General features: G+C 66.5%; 22 protein-coding genes. 7 read left to right on the plus strand and 15 right to left on the minus strand.

Annotation, left to right across the window (positions count from 1 at the left end; genetic code table 11):
* Positions 1–14 precede the first annotated feature (14 nt).
* Positions 15–656 (minus strand): TetR/AcrR family transcriptional regulator, encoded by a 642-nt coding sequence (locus JOF57_RS26565; protein WP_209922088.1) that lies wholly within the window; start codon positions 654–656, stop codon positions 15–17.
* A 78-nt stretch (positions 657–734) separates the two neighbouring features.
* On the opposite strand from JOF57_RS26565, the gene JOF57_RS26570 reads away from it, so the two are divergent.
* A complete protein-coding gene (locus JOF57_RS26570) occupies positions 735–2204 on the plus strand; it encodes a flavin-containing monooxygenase (protein ID WP_209922090.1) in 1470 nt (489 codons plus the stop codon).
* A 212-nt stretch (positions 2205–2416) separates the two neighbouring features.
* Here the strand turns inward: JOF57_RS26570 and JOF57_RS26575 are convergent, their stop codons facing one another.
* The 8 genes from JOF57_RS26575 to JOF57_RS26610 form a co-directional block, all read right to left on the minus strand.
* A complete protein-coding gene (locus JOF57_RS26575; RefSeq protein WP_209915397.1) occupies positions 2417–3622 on the minus strand; it encodes an IS4 family transposase in 1206 nt (401 codons plus the stop codon).
* A gap of 120 nt (positions 3623–3742) precedes the next feature.
* On the minus strand, positions 3743–4225 hold the full coding sequence (rraA, locus tag JOF57_RS26580) for a ribonuclease E activity regulator RraA (RefSeq protein WP_209922092.1): 483 nt from the start codon (positions 4223–4225) through the stop codon (positions 3743–3745).
* Between the two features lie 18 nt (positions 4226–4243).
* The gene (locus tag JOF57_RS26585) at positions 4244–4738 is read right to left on the minus strand and encodes a hypothetical protein (RefSeq protein WP_273544752.1); all 495 of its coding nucleotides are present in this window, start codon (positions 4736–4738) and stop codon (positions 4244–4246) included.
* A gap of 90 nt (positions 4739–4828) precedes the next feature.
* Entirely contained in the window at positions 4829–5731 is a 903-nt protein-coding gene (locus JOF57_RS26590; protein ID WP_407666609.1) for a CopD family protein, read from the minus strand.
* On the minus strand, positions 5659–6165 hold the full coding sequence (locus JOF57_RS26595; RefSeq protein ID WP_209922094.1) for a copper resistance CopC family protein: 507 nt from the start codon (positions 6163–6165) through the stop codon (positions 5659–5661). The genes JOF57_RS26590 and JOF57_RS26595 overlap by 73 nt, the downstream gene beginning before the upstream one ends.
* Positions 6162–6815, minus strand: a complete 654-nt coding sequence (locus tag JOF57_RS26600) for a YcnI family copper-binding membrane protein (protein WP_209922097.1) — start codon at positions 6813–6815, stop codon at positions 6162–6164. Before JOF57_RS26600 ends, JOF57_RS26595 begins: the two co-directional genes overlap by 4 nt.
* A 37-nt stretch (positions 6816–6852) precedes the next feature.
* A complete protein-coding gene (locus JOF57_RS26605) occupies positions 6853–7374 on the minus strand; it encodes a hypothetical protein (RefSeq protein ID WP_209922099.1) in 522 nt (173 codons plus the stop codon).
* Between the two features lie 9 nt (positions 7375–7383).
* Positions 7384–8040, minus strand: coding sequence for a DUF6474 family protein (locus JOF57_RS26610; protein WP_209922101.1), 657 nt, complete (start codon positions 8038–8040; stop codon positions 7384–7386).
* A gap of 212 nt (positions 8041–8252) precedes the next feature.
* Between JOF57_RS26610 and JOF57_RS26615 the strand changes: the two genes are divergently transcribed.
* The 3 genes from JOF57_RS26615 to JOF57_RS26625 are packed head-to-tail and all read left to right on the plus strand — an operon-like array spanning position 8253 to position 11057.
* Positions 8253–9398, plus strand: a complete 1146-nt coding sequence (locus JOF57_RS26615; protein WP_209922103.1) for a hypothetical protein — start codon at positions 8253–8255, stop codon at positions 9396–9398.
* Positions 9399–9456: 58 nt separating this feature from the next.
* Positions 9457–9948, plus strand: coding sequence for an ImmA/IrrE family metallo-endopeptidase (locus JOF57_RS26620; protein ID WP_209922105.1), 492 nt, complete (start codon positions 9457–9459; stop codon positions 9946–9948).
* Complete coding sequence (locus JOF57_RS26625; protein ID WP_209922107.1) at positions 9945–11057, plus strand: hypothetical protein; 1113 nt, start codon at positions 9945–9947, stop codon at positions 11055–11057. Before JOF57_RS26620 ends, JOF57_RS26625 begins: the two co-directional genes overlap by 4 nt.
* A gap of 52 nt (positions 11058–11109) precedes the next feature.
* Here JOF57_RS26625 and JOF57_RS26630 read toward each other — a convergent pair whose 3' ends face one another.
* The 4 genes from JOF57_RS26630 to JOF57_RS26645 all read right to left on the minus strand — a co-directional run bounded on the left by JOF57_RS26630 (position 11110) and on the right by JOF57_RS26645 (position 14093).
* Positions 11110–11508 (minus strand): transcriptional regulator, encoded by a 399-nt coding sequence (locus JOF57_RS26630; protein WP_209922108.1) that lies wholly within the window; start codon positions 11506–11508, stop codon positions 11110–11112.
* 885 nt (positions 11509–12393) lie between these two features.
* Positions 12394–12930: a peptidase gene (locus JOF57_RS26635; protein ID WP_209922110.1), complete on the minus strand. Its 537-nt coding sequence runs from the start codon at positions 12928–12930 to the stop codon at positions 12394–12396.
* A 232-nt stretch (positions 12931–13162) separates the two neighbouring features.
* The gene (locus tag JOF57_RS26640) at positions 13163–13786 is read right to left on the minus strand and encodes a superoxide dismutase (protein ID WP_135459459.1); all 624 of its coding nucleotides are present in this window, start codon (positions 13784–13786) and stop codon (positions 13163–13165) included.
* Positions 13787–13934: 148 nt separating this feature from the next.
* The gene (locus tag JOF57_RS26645; RefSeq protein WP_209922112.1) at positions 13935–14093 is read right to left on the minus strand and encodes a hypothetical protein; all 159 of its coding nucleotides are present in this window, start codon (positions 14091–14093) and stop codon (positions 13935–13937) included.
* Between the two features lie 416 nt (positions 14094–14509).
* Between JOF57_RS26645 and JOF57_RS26650 the strand changes: the two genes are divergently transcribed.
* The 3 genes from JOF57_RS26650 to JOF57_RS26660 are packed head-to-tail and all read left to right on the plus strand — an operon-like array spanning position 14510 to position 16840.
* On the plus strand, positions 14510–14851 hold the full coding sequence (locus tag JOF57_RS26650; protein ID WP_209922114.1) for a rhodanese-like domain-containing protein: 342 nt from the start codon (positions 14510–14512) through the stop codon (positions 14849–14851).
* Positions 14852–14891: 40 nt separating this feature from the next.
* Positions 14892–15983, plus strand: coding sequence for a DUF4328 domain-containing protein (locus JOF57_RS26655; RefSeq protein WP_209922124.1), 1092 nt, complete (start codon positions 14892–14894; stop codon positions 15981–15983).
* Between the two features lie 5 nt (positions 15984–15988).
* Positions 15989–16840, plus strand: coding sequence for a glycerophosphodiester phosphodiesterase (locus tag JOF57_RS26660; RefSeq protein ID WP_209922126.1), 852 nt, complete (start codon positions 15989–15991; stop codon positions 16838–16840).
* On the opposite strand, the gene JOF57_RS26665 is transcribed toward JOF57_RS26660, so the two are convergent.
* Positions 16837–17385 (minus strand): ferritin, encoded by a 549-nt coding sequence (locus JOF57_RS26665; protein WP_209922128.1) that lies wholly within the window; start codon positions 17383–17385, stop codon positions 16837–16839. The two genes, JOF57_RS26660 and JOF57_RS26665, sit on opposite strands and share 4 nt — an antisense overlap.
* A 138-nt stretch (positions 17386–17523) precedes the next feature.
* Positions 17524–18729 (minus strand): LCP family protein, encoded by a 1206-nt coding sequence (locus tag JOF57_RS26670; protein WP_407666652.1) that lies wholly within the window; start codon positions 18727–18729, stop codon positions 17524–17526.
* Positions 18730–18812 lie beyond the last annotated feature (83 nt).

An 18812-nucleotide genomic window follows, 5' to 3' on the forward strand; every position in this document is an offset into this window, starting at 1 on the left:
ACGTGGCGGACGGGTCAGCGGGCCTCGCCGTAGATGCTGGTCAGCCAGATGTGGGCAAGGGTGTCGACCACCTTGTCGTACGCGACCGCGGGTTGTTCGGCGCCCAGCGCTGCCATCATGGTCCGCTCGTTCATCAGGTTGAGCGACGTCGCGAGATCCATGGCGGGGAGGGTTTCCGGGGCGGCGCCGCGTTGACGTTCTGCGCTGATCAGCGCGGCGGTAAGCGCGATCCACTTCTGCATGAGCCCGGCCCAGAGCGTGCGGAACTCCGGGCTGCTGTTGAGCGCCTCGGTGCCCGCGCGTGCGGTGGCCGGATCTGACCCGAACGAACTGAAGAAGATCTCGATGCCCCGGCGGATCGCGCGCCTGGGATCGGTCGGCATCGCTTCCAGTGCACTGTCGAAACCGGTGTCCGCGCGCTTGATCAGCGGATCGAGCAGTGACAGCACGACCGCTTCCTTGGAGGGGAAGTAGAAGTAGAACGTCGGCCTGGAGATCCCGGCGCCTTTGGCCAGGTCATCGACCGATATGTCGGCGAATTTCCTGGTCTCCAGCAGCTGTCGGGCCGTTTCGAGGATGGCCGCCTCACGGTCGTCGCCCGATGGTCGGGCGGCGCGGCGACCTCGTGGGGCGCGCGCCGTACTGGAGGTGGTCACAATGAGCACCCTAACACCGCGTTGAATTTATCAACAGACTGTTGACCCACTCAACACCATGTTGATACCGTCGGTCCCATGACCGAACATTTCGATGTCGTGATCGTCGGCGCCGGCATCTCCGGCATCAGCACGGCCTGGCACCTGCAGGACCGCTGCCCGACCAAGAGCTACGTGCTACTGGAGCGCCGGGAGAACATCGGCGGCACCTGGGACCTGTTCAAGTACCCGGGCATCCGCTCCGACTCGGACATGTTCACCCTCGGGTTCCGGTTCAAGCCGTGGGAGTCGGCCAAGTCCATCGCCGACGGCCAGTCGATCTGGGACTACATCAACGAGGCCGCCGACGAGAACGGCATCAGGAACCACATCCGCACCGGCCACCGCGTCGTGTCGGTGGACTGGTCCGACGCCGACAACCGCTGGACCATCGATGTGGAGGCGGACGGCGAAGCCAAGCAGATCACCGCGTCGTTCCTGTCGGTGTGCAGCGGCTACTACAACTACGACGAGGGCTACTCGCCCGAGTTCCCCGGGGCCGAGAACTTCAAGGGCCAGATCATCCACCCGCAGCACTGGCCCGAGGACCTCGACTACACGGGCAAGAATGTCGTGGTGATCGGTTCCGGTGCCACCGCCATCACGCTGATCCCGTCGCTGGTCGACGGCGGCGTCGGGCACGTCACGATGCTGCAGCGGTCACCCACCTACGTCGGATCCCTGCCGCTGGTCGATCCGGTGGCCGTGAAGACCAACAAGTACCTGCCGAAGAACCTGGCGCACTTCGTCAATCGGTGGAAGCAGATCGGTTACAGCACCGGCCAGTACCAGGTCGCGCGCCACTTCCCGTCGATCTTCAAGGGCTTCCTGCGCAGGATGGGAACCCGCCGCCTGCCACAGGGCTTCGACTACGACACGCACTTCAGCCCCAGCTACGCCCCGTGGGACGAGCGAGTCTGCCTGGCCCCCAACGGGGACCTGTTCAAGGCCATCCGCTCGGGCAAGGCCGGCGTCGTCACCGACACCATCGACACCTTCACCGAAACCGGCATCAAGCTGACCTCCGGTGAGGAACTGCAGGCCGACATCATCGTCACTGCGACCGGTTTGAACATGCAGTTGTTCGGTGGCGCGGTCGCGTACCGCAACGGCAAGCCGATCGACCTGACCGAGTCCATGACCTACAAGGGCCTCATGCTCTCCGGCGTGCCGAACATGGCCATCACCTTCGGGTACACCAACGCGTCCTGGACCCTCAAGGCCGACCTGGTGTCCGAGTTCATCTGCCGCGTGCTGAACTACATGGACGCCAACGGTTTTGACCGCGTCGAGCCGCAGCACCCCGGTGGCAGTGTCGACGAACTGCCGTTCATGGACTTCACCCCGGGCTACTTCCGGCGGGCCATGGACACCCTGCCGAAATCGGGGTCGGAAGCGCCGTGGAAGCTCAAGCAGAATTACTTCTTCGACATGCGGACCATCCGATACGGCAAGGTCGACGAAGAGTCGCTGCTGTTCACCAAACACCGTGTGGCCGTAGAGGTTTAACCCCAATACCGTTCAGTTAACAGCGGTGGATAGAGATGTTTGGCGGGTGGCGGGGCTCAGGCCAGTCCGCGTGATGTGCTCTTTTCACGTGCCATTTGGGCATTTTGCGTTTGATGACTCGTGGTGCTGATCGCCGCCGTCGTGCTGGGATGAGGCGATCAAGGAGGCGACGGAGGAACGCCTGCCAGTGTCGATCTGCAGATCGAGAGTGGTTAGGGGGAAAAAGCACCCTGCTGGGCGACGGACTGGCGCACGATGCGTAGCGCAGCGGTGAAGCTGAGGCGGTCAGGATCGCGCCCGGCATGGTCGGCGGCTTGGGTCATGAGGGAGCGAATCGCGTAGTGGCAGCACAGGTATCCCCAGATTTCCTGGAGCACTAGGTCCGGGGATTTCGAGCGCAACACCACTTTCGATCCGCGCTGGTGGGTCTTGAGTTCGTCGAAGACGCTCTCAATTTCCCACCTCTGGGCATAGGCGGCGGCGAGATCCAGCGCAGGCGCTTCGACCGGGTCGAGCATCGTGGTCACCAGCCGGTAGACGGTGGGATTCTCACGGCCGTCCTCGAGGGTGTAGTCGATGATCCGGGCCAGCATCGGCTCGCTGTGCCGGTCCTTGTCAGCGCGCAGATGCGCCAGCCAGGAACCGTCAGGCAGGTTTTCGACATGCACCGGAGAGGGGCCGTTCCTGCCGGTGCTCACCCGCCACAACAGATCTGACCCGGTTCTAGAAACGTTACGCCACAACGCATATGAGAAGAATCCACGATCGGCCAACACCAACATGCCTGGAGTCAAGGCCGTGAGCAGGTTCTCGATCAAGGTGGTTTCTGAGTCTCGGTAGGCGCCAATCGTGGCGGCGAAGATCGCATGTGTGCCGCACTCGGCGGCCGCCAACAACCGCGCCTGCGGGAACGCCGACTTCTCACCCTTGTTCACTCCCGGCCGGCCGAAGAACTCCTCGTTGACCGGCGTGTCCGCCACATCCAGGCACGTCCCGTCGATCGCGACCAACCGCCGCCCCGCCAGCCATACCCCCGGCGTGTTCGGCCTGCCCACCGGAGCAGCCACCCGCGCGAACAACTGCGCCAACGGTGCAGATCCCAGCCGCTCCCGAGCCTGGAAAATCGCCGACTTGCTGGGCAACTGATACTGCTCACGCCACCCAGAAGCCCACGCCAAACCATCAGTCAACTGCGACAACACATCTTCATAGGAACCATCGGAGTACAGGCCCATCCCGATCGCGAAGTAGGCCATCACCCGCGCAGGTAACGCACGATGACGCACCTGAGTCCGACCCGAGGCAGCGATCACCTCATCAACCAACGCCGGCGGGAACACCCGTGTCAGCACGCCCACCGACACCAAGTCCGACAACCGACGATCCGACTCCGGCTTACGCCAACCCGCACGAGGCATGCCTCACAAACTACACCCTCGTAGTCTTAACTGAACGGTATTGGGTTTAACCCACACTGCCGACCAGACGCAAAACTGCCCCTTTTCAGTCGAAAAGGGGCAGTTTTATGTCTGCTCGCGCTAGGGAGCGGGGACGACCACGATGCCGTCCTCGTCGGCGTACGCGATCTCGCCGGGGACGAAGGTCACCCCGCCGAACTCCACGGGTACGTTGCGCTCACCCTCGCCGGTCTTGGTGCCCTTGCGCGGATTGGTGCCCAGCGCCTTGATCCCGACGTCGATGGTGCGCAGCGCGGCGGCATCGCGTACCGCACCGTGCACGATCACCCCGGACCAATCGTTGTCGGCGGCCAACCCGGCGATGATGTCGCCGACCAGCGCGGTGTGCAGCGAGCCGTTGCCGTCGACCACCAGCACCCCGCCGTTACCCGGGGTGGACAGGATCGACTTCAGCAGCGCGTTGTCCTGGAAGCAGCGCACCGTGGTGATCGGCCCGGCGAACATCGTCTTGCCGCCGTAGTTCTGCAACTGCAGATCACAGCTACGGACGTCCGGGTAGATCTCGTCGACCAGATCAGCGGTGGCGCGCGGTTCGATACTCACCCGGCGATTATCGCAGCCTCAGCTGTCCTCGGAATTTCGGCGGCTGAGCAAAACCAGAAGCAGGGCCAGAACACCGACGGCCACCGCCGCCACCAGCGGCAGTTTGGACGACGGGCTGTCGGCCAGCTGGGTCGGCACCGGGCCCGACACCGGGTTGGTGGCCGAGGTGACCGTCGACTTGGCTTGCGCAGCAGTCTCTTTGGCCGCCTTGGCGACGTCCGGCAATGGGATGACAGGAGCGGGTGGCGGCTCGGTAGCGGGCACAGCGGCAGGTGGGGCAGGTGGGGCTTTCTTGGCCGGAGCCTTCTTCGCCGGGGCCTTCTTGACAGCCTTGGCGGGAGCTTTCTTCGCCGCTGCCTTCTTGGCCGGAGCCTTTTTCGCGGGAGCTTTCTTGCCCGGCGGCGGGCCGGGCTTGGGCGGAGCAGGATCCGCACTGGCCGCCGACATGTCGGCCGCAGCGGACTGAGCTGCGGTTTCGGGCTTGTCGGCGGGTTGACCCTGCTGCTCTGCCATCAGGCTGCTCCTTTGCAGTATCTGGTGTTCCGCGCCAGCGCGCTGGTCGGGGGCCGGCAGTGTTTTCCATCATGCCAGGCGCCGCGGCGGTCAACCCGTGACGGCCAGGGCCGCGGCGAGCGTGACCGCCACAGCCATCATGCCCAACTCCGTCAACGACCGGTTCTGCGACAACGCGGCGCTGCTGCGGTGCGCCCGCGCCGCAGGCAGCCACTGTGACCGGTTTCGCCAGGCCAGCACCAACAGGACCACGGTCACGGCCACTTTCGCTGCCAAGATCCGGCCATAGCCGGTGGCCCACAACTCAGCGGGCGAGGTCAACTTGATCGCAGCCCCGGCCACGCCGGCGACCAGCAGCACCCCCACACACGACAGTGACAACTGCGAGAACCTGGGCAAAACCCTGGCCCACTGACCCCGGTGCGTCACCGTGAGCACCAGCGCGGCCAGCACCCCGCACCACACCGCGGCGGCCAGTGCGTGCACCGCCACGGCGATACCCCCGACCGGGCTCTCCGAGAGATGCCCGGCCAGCGTCCTGGCCGCCATACCGACCGCGGCGAGACCGACCGTCGCGACCGTCGTGGTCGCACCCCGCGGGGCCAGGATTGCCGCGCCGGCGACGATCAACGCGGCCGCGATACCAACCAGCCCCGAACGGCCCACAGTCGTATGGAGGCCGAAGTCAGTCAGGGTGCGCACGCCGACCTGCCAGAACCCGACGCCCGCGGTCTGCGCCGCCTCCACCGTGAGTCGCACGACCTCGGCCAGCAGCCAGATCGTTGCGACCAACCCGAGCGGGCCCGCGGCCCGGCGGCTCAACTCGGCGCGGTAGCGGTCGGACTCGAGCAGTGGCACCGCGGCCAGCCCAAGGGTGACGATGGCGGCGCAGTCGGCCAGCGCCCGGACCAGTGCTCCGGTCACCGTTGACGCCGGACCGCCCACCAGGCTCCGCCGCCGATCAGCACCACGGCGACCACCACGAACGGCCACACCACGATGCCGCCGTCGGATGGCGCAGGCGACGACGCGGCCGCTCCCGGCGTACCGGTACCCGCGACCGTCAGGTCGAACGACCAGGAACCCGACACCACGTGCCCGTCGGCCGAGGTCGCGCGGTAGTTGACCGTGTACGTGCCGGCCGGGCCGAGCGGACGAACCCCGACGCTGAGCACCGCGCCGGCCACCGAGGGATCGCCCTCGGACCACAGGTTCTTATCCGGCCCGACCACCGTCATGTTGGCGAAGGCGGGCTGCAGTGCCTCGTTGAACGTGGCACTCACCCGCGGCGGCGAGCTGCTCAACGCGGAATGTTCGGCCGGATCGGCGGCAACCCGGGCCGCATGCGCGGACGCCCAAGGGGCTCCGAGCAAGGCGGAGGCGGCCAGCATCAGCGCGGTCAGCGTGGCCGCCAACAGCCGGCTCATGACCGGCGCCGGTTCAGCAGGCCGGCGACCACAGCGACGGCTGCCAGGATCAGCGCCCCGCCGGCCAGCCAACGGGCCGAGTTGTCGGCACCGGCCGCGGGCTCCGCGGCGGCAGCGGCAGGCGCGGTGGGGCCCGCCGCGGAGGGCGCGCCGGTCAGGGCTAACTGCGGAGCCGGATGCTCGGGCTCGCTGCCATCGGGCAGAGGCGGCTGATCCCAGCGGACCACGGAGCCGTCGGAGTCGGTCTGGGTGACCGGAAAGCTCGCCGTCGCCGCGTCGGGAAGCTTGACCGACACCCGGAACAGGGCGAACTGCTCGGGTGAGATGCCGACCCCGGGTGCCGCGGTCCACGTCACCGACCGGACCGTGCCCGCCGAGGTGTCACGGTCCAGCTTGGCGGTCCAGCCCGGCATCACCTCGGTGCGGGCCGAGGTCACGTCGGGCAGGTCGACCTTCAATTGTGTTGTCCGCGCGCCGGTATCGGACTCACCGGGCACCCGGAAGGTGAGTACCGAGGTGGTCCCCGGAGTCGGATTGTCGGCGTCGACGTGGACATGGGCCCAGGCCGGTGCGGCGGTGAGCAGACCGGTAGCCGCTACCGCGGCGGTCGCGAAGAGGGCGCGCGAGGACGCCCCGGTGAAGGGTTGCATTCGAGAGTGTCTTTCTGGAGTTGATCGGGTCGGATGGTCAGGCTGAGACGCCGACCGGCGGACCCCGATGAGACATGGAAGCGGCAAGGAGCAGGGCCGAGTGCAACGGCTGATCAGCGCTGCGTGCGGTAACGCAGTTCGTCGATCGCGGGGCGACGCGGCCGGCCCTGACCACCACGCGCACCACCCGCGAAACCGCTGCTGACAGGCGGGCGCCGCAGGCGATCAGGCCCGCGCCGAGCGATACCGCCGCCACATGCGCGCCGAACATCGCCAGACCGGGCGCGCCGTGCCCGTGACCGGCCGTGGCCAACAATCCGTGCGCCAGCAGCTGGCCGGTGCCCAGCAGGCCCCACAACACTGCGGTGCGGTGTGCGCTTCCCAGGGTCGCGGCGACCGTTCCCAATGTCGCGGCAAGGACCACGAGTTGGGCGGCCACTGCCCCGCCCGGCAGGGCGCCGCCGGCGACACCATGCGCGGCGATGGCCAACGCGGCCGTGAGTGAGCCGACGGCCGTACCGCGCAGCGGGGCTGCGGAGTCGGTACGGGCGACGGTCATGGAACTGAGCTAGACCAACCCGAGCCGAGCCATCAGGTCGGCATCGATGCCGTCGAGTTGGGCGGCGATCGCGGCGTGAGCACCCCGACGGCGTGGAGTCGGCATGTTCTCGGCGGCAGTCACTGCCGCGGCCAGATCGGTGAGCCGCTCGTTGATCGCCGCGACGAACTGCTTGGTCTCGGCGTCCTTGGGATTTCTCTCGGCCAGCTGTCGCAGCGTCTGCTCGGCCCCGGAAATCCGCGCGGACAACTCGGCGCCGTGCCCGGAGAACTGCCCCAGCTGGGCCAGCGGGACGCCGAGACGATCGGCGCGACGCTCGTCCAGGGCGCCCCGGGCGGCCGTGGCGGCCCGGTAGATCAACGGCACGAGGACCGGTGCCAGCAAACGTGTGACGGTGAGTAGGCGGCGAATCCGGGTGGGGGAGAGCAGACGGCCCTCACGGGCTGCCTTCAACTCGGTTTCGGCCACTTTGAGGACATTTCGGTCGGTGTCCCGCTGCGCCCTGACCTGAGCTTTGAGGGCCCGTTGCGCAGACTTTTGATCAGACTTGATGCGACGGGCGTCATTCTTTGCGGTGAGCCGGGCTTCCAGCTTGGCCTTGGCCTTGATGGCGCGGGCTTCGGCGCGGCGGGTGGCGCGGCTTTTTCGTCGCGTGAACAGGCCCATTCCGGTTGCCTCCCGGTCAATTTGTCGTGTGTTCGTGGTCACCGCAGAACTGCTGCAGACCCACAGTATCGTCCGATCGATTTGCTCCGCCGCGGCTCCCCGCGATGAGCACGGGTAAACGTGCCAGCTAGCAAATTTGAGCTGCTCGGTTGTGTAAGAATCAAATTCATAATTCGAAGCTGTTGGGCGGTGCGCGAAAGGGTGGTGAAAACGTGCGTTCGCGGTTGCGCGTCGCCGCCTCGACCGGTCTGGTGCTAACGGGCCTGATCACCGCCGGTGTCGGAGGGGCATTGGCATTTGCCGATCCCGATCGGGGTCGGCCTGACGGCGGTCAGGGATCGTCGAGCAGCGCCGGGAACGGCCACGATGGGCATGGCGGCAAGGACCACGGTCACGGCCATTCCCACGATGGTGACGACCACGGCGAAAACGAAGGCGGCACCGGCTCGTCGGGCACGCGCACGTCCGGTAAGCCCACCCGCCATCCGACCACCAAGCCGACCAAGACCACGGGCCGGCCGACCAAGACCACCGGCAAACCTTCTGAAACCGGAGAACCCACCCACACCGGGCAACCGTCCGGCTCTCAGACACCGTCGCCAAGCGGGACCGAGACAACCAAGCCGACCGAGACGACCAAGCCGACCGAGACGACCAAGCCGACCGAGACGACCAGGTCGACGACCGAGACCACCGAGACGACCACCGAGACCACCGAGACGACGACCGAGACGACCCGGACGACCACAGAGACGACCCACACGACCACAGAGACCACCAAGACGACCGCGACGACCACAGAGACCACCAAGACGACCGCGACGACCTCCTCCGGAACGACCGAGACCACCCCGACCTTCGTCGACGATGTTCGCTTCGGTGGTGGCGGGGGCGGCGGGGTCCTGTCGATGTTCGACTCGCTGCACCCACCGGAGATGCAATTGCCCGACCAGGCCGTGGCACCTCCACCCGGCCTGGCCGCAGCGGCCGGAGTGCCCCCGATCGCAGTTCCGGTCGTCGTCCTGCCGGTGATCGTGCCGCCGCTCGCGGTGCCATTGGGCGCTCCAGGCGCTGACGGCGGGCCGCAGTACGGGCCACGGTCGGGACCTGACGTGCGACCCAACACCAAGATGCGCATCGAGCCGGTCGCTGTCGGCTTGGACGCGTCGACGCCGGTGGCCTTCCGGGCCGGGTACGCGGATTACCTGCGCGTGGCGAGCACAAAGGACCTCGTGGTCGTGGCGCTGCCCGGGCTTACCGGGATGATGGCCCTGACCGGTCTGGGCGGGCTGGTGGGTTTCCGGCAGGCGAAAGCCGGCCGTACGGTCCCAATCGACGCCACTCGGTTCATGCGTTAGAGGCGAACTGGGAGAATCCAGATGGAGTTGTCCGGCTAGGAAAGGGTGAGGGGGGGACATGTCCGCCAGTCGAAGCGTCACGCGTGCCGTCAACGAGGTGCTCGACCTCGCCCCGCGAAGGGGTGAAGTCACGTTGACCCGCCTGGTCGACGCGGTGGCCGAGGACCGCGGCAGGCCGATCGAGTTGAGCATGGCCGAGCTTCCGACCGGTGTCTGCGGGCAGTGGCGGCAATACGCCGACCGCGATGTGTTCCTGATCCAGCAGGGGTTACCGGCATGGGATCGCACGCTGGCACACGAGCTCGGTCATCTGGTCCTTGGCCACGAAGGCATTTCGATCGTTGATGCGGCCGCGGCAACAGTCGAGGTGGCGACCTCGGACCTGATCAGCTACATGCTCAATCAGCGCACCGGCTGCATGGGGCCCAACGGTGAGGACATCGAGCAGGAGGCCGAGGACTTCGCCGCGCTGCTGCTCTACCGCCTCGGCCGGCTGCCGTCCGACCGGTCTTCGATCGTGCAGGTTCGCCTCGGAGAGGCGTTTGGTTGATCGTCTGGGTAATTGCCGGCCTGCTCGGCCTGGCTACCGGCCTGCGCATCGGTTGGGCTCTGGTCAACAAGCAATCCCTGGTGAGCTCCGCGATGATCCTGTCGTTGGGCAGCCTCGGCGTGGTGGCCGCGCTCAACTGGCAGCCTCTCGCCCTGCTGATCGACACGGTGGTGCACTGGCCGAACATCGCGGCCGGCCTGAGCCAGGTGGCGCTGATCGCCTGTGCCGCAGGCAGTTGCGTCATGATCACGACCGCATCCTCGGGCTATTCGGCCACCCTCACCCGGCGTATCGCGCTGATCCAGTACAGCATCGCCGGTGTCGTCGTCCTGGTCAGCCTGGTGATCTTCTTCCGCGCCGGGCGGCAACCGGAGATGTCGCCCGCGGAGTATCTGAGGCGGGATCTCGGATCGCACGGTGCCTCGTGGCTGCTGCCACTGCTCTACGTGTTTCTGGCGCTCACCCTGGTGGTCTGGGCCGGCCTGCGCTACTCGAACCGCAGTCGGCGGGGGCGGGCGCTGTTCCTGTTCACCGTCGGCATGGTGCTGATCGTGGCTGCCAGCGGCTTCGTCCTGCTCAGGACCGCGGGGCGGTCCGAACCCGTCGGCGTCGGTGCCGCGGCCACCCTCCTCGGTTGCGCGATGGTGGTCGTTGCCGCCGGATCGCTGCTGCCGAGTGTCGAAGACTGGTTCGGTGCACGCCAGGAACTGCGGACCATCAAGCCGCTGCTGAATGAACTGGCCCAGCGTCAACCCGACGTGGGGATCGGCGTGCGTCCGCGCGGACCGTTGGTGTTCCGCGTCGCCGAACGAATGTCGCTGATCTCGGATGCGCTCTATCTGGAGGCCACCGCTGCCGACGGGCGGCACAGATCGGAAGCATCAAGTGACACAACGCAATCGGGGGATGCCGAGCGACCTCAGGTACCACCCCGGGATCAGGCGGAGGCCATCGCAGAGTGGATCTACGACACCCGCGAGGGCGACAAGAATTCGGTGTTCCCGGGGCTGGTCTGGTTGAGCCAGCCCGAATCGTATTCCGATCGGGAATGGATTCTGGCGATTGCCGAGCAGTACCGGGAATTGGACCGCGCGGCGGCGCGCAGCTAAAGCCCGCGCGAGTGGGCTTCAGCGCGCGAAGGTGCCGGCCGAAACCGACGAATCATCCGTCGAGGTGTTCCCGGCGGCGCAGTTCATCGACCTTCTGCGCCAGATCCTGCTGAGCTTCGTTGGACAGTCCGACGGTACGGGCGGCGATCCGGCGGATCCCCTCGTCACGCATGCTGGCCAGCCAGGTCAATTCCTTGTCGAGCTTCTCGTAGTACTCGTCGTCAGTGAAGTAAGCCGGCTTGATCCGGAAGAAGTTGGCAAGTGCGGTCATGGTTGCCGCTGACGGGTTGGTCCGGTTGCCCGAACGGAGCTGCGACAGGTAAGGGGCTGACATGGTGACGCCCTCGGACTTCAGTGCGGCGATCACCTCGGCAGACGTGTGCGGTCCCCGGCCGGGTGGATAAACCGTATCGAACAGGCGGTTTAGGCGGGCGGCGAACGTCTTGCTCATCGATTTGACCTCCACATGGATCTTGAGCGGTACGAATAGGCGGCGTATTTGCTGACTATCGTAGCGAGTGTTGTGACGACAACCAAGTGCAAACGCCACAAAAGTTAAACTGGCTTTGCGTTTGGGGCGTTCCCGCTGCGGATACCGCAGCCTTCGCCGCACGGGGGCAGCGGGATTGTGCCGTCCGACAATGCAAAAGGTGACGGCTGCGTTGTATTGGATGCGATGAGCTGCGGGCACAGGGGTGCCCGATCATGAGCAACTTCTTGGCCGGCAACCGAGACGGTGCCGTGACTAGCGGACTCGGATATTTGCTAGAGTGCGGGATCCGGGTCGCGCGGGATGGTGCACGACGCCGTCGTCGGACAACGTTGGAACACGTTACAGGTGGGGCGGTGGAATGCCTGTCAACCCCCTTGCGCGCGATAGCCAGACAGGCCTGGACGGATTGTGACTCCGATTCCGGAAGGCGGTTGCGGGGTGGAAACGGGCGGAGGTTTCCGGCGTCGCCGGACAATGGCCGGTACAAATGCGGCGGCGGCGACGGTTGCGGCGTGTCAGTACGGCTATCTCGAGTGGGGTCGCCGATCTCGCCGATCCTGCTGAGACGCTGATGCCTGCGTCTGCGGACATGGCGACCTTTCGACACACCGCGATACCTGCCGCTCGCGCGGCTTTACCTATACATACGGTCGAAGGTGTCGCCCACCGCATCGCAGGCTGTCGGCCGGGCTCAAGGGCAGCGTGTCGACGCGACGATTGCGGGCTTCCGCCCTCCGCTGATCAAGAGCACACTAACCGTTGTCCGTCCGGTGCGCTAGGTTTCTTCCCCATTTCCGGTAGCCGGATTCTCCTTGCCGGAGAGGGTTGCCGCTGCTGGCGCACTCACGCTGCCAACAGCATCGCCAGGATCGCGGTGTCGGGATGACTGATCGGGTCGACACCCACCCTGCTGACCATCGACGTGACCGTGCCGTCAGATTCGGCTTCCACCCAGGCCGCACGGTGTTCCAGTCCGAGATATGGAAGCCCGGGCAGTAACACGCAACCCGAAGCGGCGCCGGTGCACTCGGGAAGTGACGGCGTTGTCTCCGACGGCGGATGCAGCATCAGTAGTGCCGGGGGTTGATGGTCGGCGAAGTACCCGGGCGGAACCGCGGACTCGCCGACTACCGGCCCCTCTGCGATGACGATGCCGACCGTGCCGGGACGGGGTTCCTCAGGCAATTCCTCTCGAACGCCGAAAATTGTTGTGGTGGAGAGCAATCCAGGTAGCGAGGCGACCCGGACGGTGACCATCAGAAGCTGCGCCCATTCTTTGGTGGAGTCGGGCCATCGGCCGATCACCACAAACCCTTTGAGCGCACCGCCGGAATGAAAGGGGGCGATCTCTATCGCCCGGCCGGACCCCGTCGTATCCATATCGCCTCCGGGACATCGATGTTGGCTCGCCGGCTGGCCGGCACTCCGACACGTCTGTGGGTCGATCAGTTCAGAATGCGGCAGCAGCGGGAGTGGTGCAAGGCGACACGGGATCCGGCCCGATAACGAGTCGGCCAAGAAACGAGGGCGGGGCGTCACGCAGTGCGCGCGACGCCCCTTGATGAGAGATCAGAAAACCGATCCAGCCCTCGAAGTCGGATCGAGACCGGAACTAGCCGAAGATCAGGCCGTTGGTCTTGGAGGTGGCCGCCGCGTAGCGGTTCTGCACGTCCTCCCAATTCACGACATTCCAGAACGCCTTGACATAGTCGGCCTTGACGTTCTTGTACTGCAGGTAGAAGGCGTGCTCCCACATATCGACCTGCAGCAGCGGGATGATGCCGAGAGGCACGTTGGCCTGCTGGTCGTAGAGCTGGAAGGTCAGCAGCCGGTCGCCGAGGCTGTCGTAGCCGAGCACGGCCCAACCCGAACCCTGCAGCCCGTTGGCGGCGGCGGTGAACTGCGCCTGGAACTTGTCGAACGAGCCGAACTGATCATCGATCGCCGCTGCGAGGTCGCCGGTCGGCTTGTCGCCGCCGTTGGGGGACAGGTTCTTCCACCAGATCGAGTGGTTCACATGGCCGCCGAGGTGGAAGGCCAGGTTCTTCTCGTTGAGGAAGATCGCCGCGTGGTCACCGTTGGCGCGCGCCTCGTCGAGCTTGCCGACGGCGTCGTTGACGCCCTTGACGTACGCCGCGTGGTGCTTGCTGTGGTGGAGTTCGTTGATCTGCCCGGAGATGTGGGGCTCCAGTGCCCCGTAGTCGTAATCCAGGTCCGGCAAGGTGTATTCAGCCACGAGATTCCTTCCTCATTATCGATCGATGGAGCCAGGCGCTCTCAGATCGTGTAGTTCGACACTCAAGATCGCTGCCAACATTGCTCCATCGCAAGGCGCACCGCAAGGACGCGCGCGCCGACCACACGTATACCCGATCGGGCGTTGGTCAGAACAAGACGATTACGGCCAGGACGCCGAGCAGCAGCAGCGCGATCACGCCGGCCCGAAGGAAGGACATCAACTGGTTACGGGTGTGTAGATGTCCGGATGAATGCCATTCGGGCTGCGGAAAGGTTGATCCCGATCCGATCGGATGTGACGCCATCAAACACTCCTGACCTGCGCGATCAATGCTCCCCCCAGTGAGTTCTGTCACAACATCTGGTGTGACGCCGATCATAGCCCGTGTAATGGCCAGGGGAAAATCGGGGCCGGCGCGCGCAGCGGCCCGGAATCAGGCTGAGCCCAACCGCCCCGATCGGTGCCGACGACCGCGGTTTAGCCGAGTGCTTAATTTCGCTCCGCGTAGGTAGTGGCTGTTGATCGCCGCCGTGACAGCCCCAGGTTTATCCACAGTGCTGGACAGCTACCGCACAGTAATGCCCACTTCTAAGGCTTTTCTCCAGGTGCCGGGCCTGTGGATGAACCTGTGGAAACTGTGGATAGCTTTGCGTTGCTGACGGCGAGATGGTCGTCAGGGTCGGCTGCGCTCGGCGGTGTCGGCATGCGAGCATTGACGGCATGGACGATGTGGAAGTCGGGCAGGCAGGCATTGCCGCGGTACCCGCCACGTTCGATGGTGCTGTCGTGCTGCTCGACGTCCGTGAGGACGACGAGTGGCAACGCGGTCACGCCGAGGGCGCCCAGCACATCCCGATGGGTGATGTGCCGACGCGAATCGCCGAGATCGACCCGGATGCCGAGCTGTACGTGATCTGCCACGCGGGTGGACGTTCCCTGCGGGTGGCGAACTATCTGGCCCGTAACGGATACACCCCGATCAATGTCGAAGGCGGAATGTTGGCCTGGGCCGGGGCCGGACGTCCGGTCATCACCGACGCCGGCGGCCCGGGAACTGTCTGACCGCGGGTAGCTGTCCAGAGATCGTGACTAGGCTGGTCGGATGATCCAGGTGTGTTCGCAGTGCGAGACGCGCTGGAATGTGCGTGACCGGCAGCGGTCGTGGTGTCCCCGATGCGGCGGTTCGTTGTTGGCACCCGCGGTGCCCCAGTCCCAATCCCAGTGGGGACCCGCTGCCCGGACTCCGGCGCAGGGGTCGGCGACCGCACAGCGCACCGCACCCCATCGGGCCCCCGGCTATCGCTGGATCGCCCTGCGGCCCGGTCCTCCGCCACGGCAGCGCCGGCAGCGGCGTCCGCTCGGCCCAACACCGCACTACCGCGCGATTCCGAGTTGGGGGCTGCACCAACATTTCGATCTCGAGGAGCAGCCTCACAAAACCGACAGCGAGACCGATGTCGGCAACGTGCGCCTCATGCTCGTCGCAGCCATGGTGGTGCTGGGCGTCGCCGCCTTCGCCCACGTGATTCGTTATGTGCTGCTGCTGATCAACCGCAGCGTGCTGCTGCATCCGCTGATCGCGACCGGCGGTGTGGTGATCGGGCTGCTGGCCAGCGTGGTGGCGATGGGCGTCGTGGTCATCGCGGCGGTGGCGTTGGTGCGTTGGCTGATCACGCGGCGGGCGGCCGGGTACGCCGCGCACGGCGAGGTGGATCCGCGCAGCACCAGGACACTGTGGCTGTGCTGCCTGATCCCCGGGGTGAACCTCGTGATGGCGCCGGTGTTCGTGTGGGAACTGGCCGCTCTCGAAGGGCGCCTCTCGCACCTGCGCCGCCAGATCGTGGTGTGGTGGATCGTCTGGGTGTTCAGCGCAGTGGTCGCGTTCGCGTCGATGGTGAGCACCGTGTACGTGACGTTCTTCAACGACGCCCCGCAGAACATCGCGAACAACACCGTGACTGCGATCGTCGGGTACCTGCTGGCGCTGGCGGCATTCCTGTTGACCGCCAAGGTCTTCGTCGGGTTCGAGGGCAGCGGTGCGACGGCTGAGCGCAGCGCCCGGCGCTGGGTGGTGGTCGAGCCCGAGCGGTCCGGTCCGGCCGGAACCGAGGCGGCCGAAACGTCGCAGAATGGTGAGGATTCCGCTGAATCCGCCATTCCGGTTGAGCCCCAAGGGCAGAACCCGGCAGCATAGGCCGTATGGACACGGGCGACGGCGGAGCCGCTGCGCAGGCGACACCGGGGCCTGGGCATCCGTTCGTGGTGGCCCACCGGGGAGCATCCGCCGAGAAGCCCGAACACACGCTCGCCGCATACGACCTGGCGCTCCGTGAGGGTGCCGACGGCGTGGAATGCGATGTGCGGCTGACCCGCGACGGACACCTGGTGTGCGTGCACGATCGGCGGGTGGACCGGACCTCCACGGGCACCGGTCTGGTCAGTGAGATGACACTGGCCGAGTTGCGCCGGCTGGACTATGGGGCATGGCATGCCGACACAGATGCCGAGGGCACCCTCGGCGACACCGGGCTGCTGACGCTCGACGACCTCGTCTCGCTGGTGCTGGACTGGAACCGGCCGGTCAAGTTGTTCGTCGAGACCAAACATCCCGTGCGCTACGGCGCGCTGGTGGAGAACAAGGTGCTGGCACTGCTGCACCGGTACGGAATCGCCGCCCCGGCCTCGGCCGATCTGTCACGCGCTGTGGTGATGTCCTTCTCGGCGGCAGCCGTGTGGCGGATTCGTCGGGCCGCCCCGATGCTTCCGACGGTGCTGCTCGGGGAGACCTCGCGGTACCTGGGCGGCAGCGCCGCCACGACGGTCGGTGCCACCGCGGTCGGCCCGTCCATTGCGACCCTGCGTGAGCACCCGGAGTTGGTGGACCGGGCCGCCGCGCAGGGACGCGCCCTGTACTGCTGGACGGTGGACCACTACGAGGACGTCCAGTTCTGCCGCGACATAGGCGTGGGATGGGTGGCCACGAACCATCCCGGCCGCACCAAGAGTTGGCTGCAGAACGGCCTGACCGGTGGGACCGGGACTGAGGGCTAGAGGTTGCCGCCCGCGGCCTTCGGTGCAGCCGCGTCGACACCGGCGCTGCCGGGCAGTTCGCGGGCGACGAAGTCCTCGATGTGGAACAGGTTGGCGCCCGCGCGGTCGGCGATGCGCACCAGCGTCGCCATCGACGCGACCTCTTCGATCTGCTCCTTGAGGAACCACTGCATGAACTGCTCGCCGAGGTAGTCGCCCTCCTCGCGGGCGACGCTGGCGAGCCGGCTGATCTGTTCGGTCACGGTGCGCTCCTGGCTGAGTGCCAGCGCGAGCGCATCACGGGGCGCCTCGAACCGGTTGCACACCGCGTCGACTCCGGGGATCTCGGCGTCGATATCCCGGTCGAGCAGGTACTGGACCAGCATCATGGCGTGGTTGCGCTCTTCGACCGCCTGCGCATAGAAGTGCTTGGCGAGTTGCGGGAGATCGGCACCGTCGAAATAAACCGCAATGGCGACGTATTGCTGTGACGCGGTGAACTCGCTGCGAATCTGATCCTGAACGAGTGCATGGAATTTCGTGTCGTGCTCGCCGGTCATGGTCATGATCGCGAGGATATAGCAGGTCAGAGGGTGTTGTCATGGAAGGTTGACCTCATTGAGGCCAGCTTTACCTTAGTTGCGTGGCGCGCATTACGTTCACTGCCCGGAATTTGCTATCGCCTTGTTTAACTTTGCCTAAGCTCACGGTTGAGGCTGTTCGATGACATCGTCCGGAACGGCTGTGTCGTTGGCCAGCGCGGTGAACAACCGGCTTGCCGCATCGCTGTCCCACACCACCACCGCACCCGAATCGCTTCCGGTGAACTCGCCGATCGGCACCGTCGTGGTCACCATCTCGCCGTGCATCGCCCAGGCCAGCCGACCCAGGTCCCAGACGTGGGCGTCCTGGTCGACGGCCACCGAGTTGGTGGCCGCGCGGGCGATCGGCTGCCACCGCAAGGGGTTGAGTAGCACCGCCGGGCTGGTGGCCCGGTGCAGCAGTGCGGACATGAATGCCCGTTGGTTGATCATCCGGTCCAGATCGGCACGCGGCGTGGCGCGGCTGCGGACGTAGCCGAGCGCGTTGCGGCCGTCGAACTCCTGGCAACCGGCCGGCAGGTCGATCCCGGCCAGCGGGTCGTTGATCGGCTCCGCCGGGCACATCGTCACCCCGCCGACCGCGTCGACGAGCGCGGCGAATCCATCGAAACCGATCTCGGCGTAGTGGTCGAGGTGTAGGCCGGTGGCCTGCTCCACGGTCTGAGCCAACAACGGCGCCCCACCCAGTGAGAAGGCGGCGTTGACCTTGTCCTCGCCGTAGCCCGGAATCGGCAGGTAGGAATCCCGCGGGATCGAGACCATGGTGGCCCGAGTGGCCGAACCGATGGCCGGGATGTGGATCAACAGGATGGTGTCGGTGCGGCCGGTGCCGATGTCTCCGCCGGTGGCCAGCTCGGTCTGCTGCTCGGGGCTGAGGTGCTGACGGCTGTCGGATCCGACCAACAGCCAGGTGGTGCCCTTGGCCGCGGCGGGGCGCTCGGGATAGTCGGCCAACGCCGGGATGCGGTGCAGCGACGAGTCGATCCACGCGCCGCCGCCGATCAGCGCCAGGACACCGACGAGGAGCACCACGAACACCAGACGGCCCCAGTGGCGTCGTCGGCGCGGCTTGCGTACTGGCGCGGCGGGCGCGGGCGGACGGGCCGCGGGCGGCCGGCCCGGGGCGGGCCGGGGCGGGTGCGCTCCCCGGGGTGGACGCGGTGGAGGCGGAGGTGGAGGTGGCGCGGATCTGGGCGGAGGCTGCCTCGGTGGCGGGGGTTGTCGTGGTGGCGGTTGTCTCGGGGGTTGTCGTGGCGGCGTGGGCGGATTAGGCGGCCAGGCCGGGCGGTAGTTCGGGTCACGCCGGATCACCTGGGACGGCTCGTTGCCGTGGCGGCGCGGCCCCGGACGCCGCGAGCGCGGGTCGGGAGATCCGCCCGAAGCGGTGAAGT

Origin of the sequence: Mycolicibacterium lutetiense (assembly GCF_017876775.1) — a bacterium.
Taxonomy (GTDB): Bacteria; Actinomycetota; Actinomycetes; order Mycobacteriales; family Mycobacteriaceae; genus Mycobacterium; species Mycobacterium lutetiense.

What these genes read in the sequence shown, in the direction of transcription:
- JOF57_RS26630 (WP_209922108.1), bottom strand. Translation starts at nt 11,508, where the DNA reads ATGAGCAAGACGTTCGCCGCCCGCCTAAACCGCCTGTTCGATACGGTT.
- JOF57_RS26660 (WP_209922126.1), top strand. Translation starts at nt 15,989, where the DNA reads ATGGACACGGGCGACGGCGGAGCCGCTGCGCAGGCGACACCGGGGCCT.
- JOF57_RS26595 (WP_209922094.1), bottom strand. Translation starts at nt 6,165, where the DNA reads ATGAGCCGGCTGTTGGCGGCCACGCTGACCGCGCTGATGCTGGCCGCC.
- JOF57_RS26610 (WP_209922101.1), bottom strand. Translation starts at nt 8,040, where the DNA reads ATGGGCCTGTTCACGCGACGAAAAAGCCGCGCCACCCGCCGCGCCGAA.
- JOF57_RS26600 (WP_209922097.1), bottom strand. Translation starts at nt 6,815, where the DNA reads ATGCAACCCTTCACCGGGGCGTCCTCGCGCGCCCTCTTCGCGACCGCC.
- JOF57_RS26650 (WP_209922114.1), top strand. Translation starts at nt 14,510, where the DNA reads ATGGACGATGTGGAAGTCGGGCAGGCAGGCATTGCCGCGGTACCCGCC.
- JOF57_RS26620 (WP_209922105.1), top strand. Translation starts at nt 9,457, where the DNA reads ATGTCCGCCAGTCGAAGCGTCACGCGTGCCGTCAACGAGGTGCTCGAC.
- JOF57_RS26575 (WP_209915397.1), bottom strand. Translation starts at nt 3,622, where the DNA reads ATGCCTCGTGCGGGTTGGCGTAAGCCGGAGTCGGATCGTCGGTTGTCG.
- JOF57_RS26635 (WP_209922110.1), bottom strand. Translation starts at nt 12,930, where the DNA reads ATGGATACGACGGGGTCCGGCCGGGCGATAGAGATCGCCCCCTTTCAT.
- JOF57_RS26665 (WP_209922128.1), bottom strand. Translation starts at nt 17,385, where the DNA reads ATGACCATGACCGGCGAGCACGACACGAAATTCCATGCACTCGTTCAG.
- JOF57_RS26570 (WP_209922090.1), top strand. Translation starts at nt 735, where the DNA reads ATGACCGAACATTTCGATGTCGTGATCGTCGGCGCCGGCATCTCCGGC.
- JOF57_RS26605 (WP_209922099.1), bottom strand. Translation starts at nt 7,374, where the DNA reads ATGACCGTCGCCCGTACCGACTCCGCAGCCCCGCTGCGCGGTACGGCC.
- JOF57_RS26585 (WP_273544752.1), bottom strand. Translation starts at nt 4,738, where the DNA reads ATGGCAGAGCAGCAGGGTCAACCCGCCGACAAGCCCGAAACCGCAGCT.
- JOF57_RS26655 (WP_209922124.1), top strand. Translation starts at nt 14,892, where the DNA reads ATGATCCAGGTGTGTTCGCAGTGCGAGACGCGCTGGAATGTGCGTGAC.
- JOF57_RS26645 (WP_209922112.1), bottom strand. Translation starts at nt 14,093, where the DNA reads ATGGCGTCACATCCGATCGGATCGGGATCAACCTTTCCGCAGCCCGAA.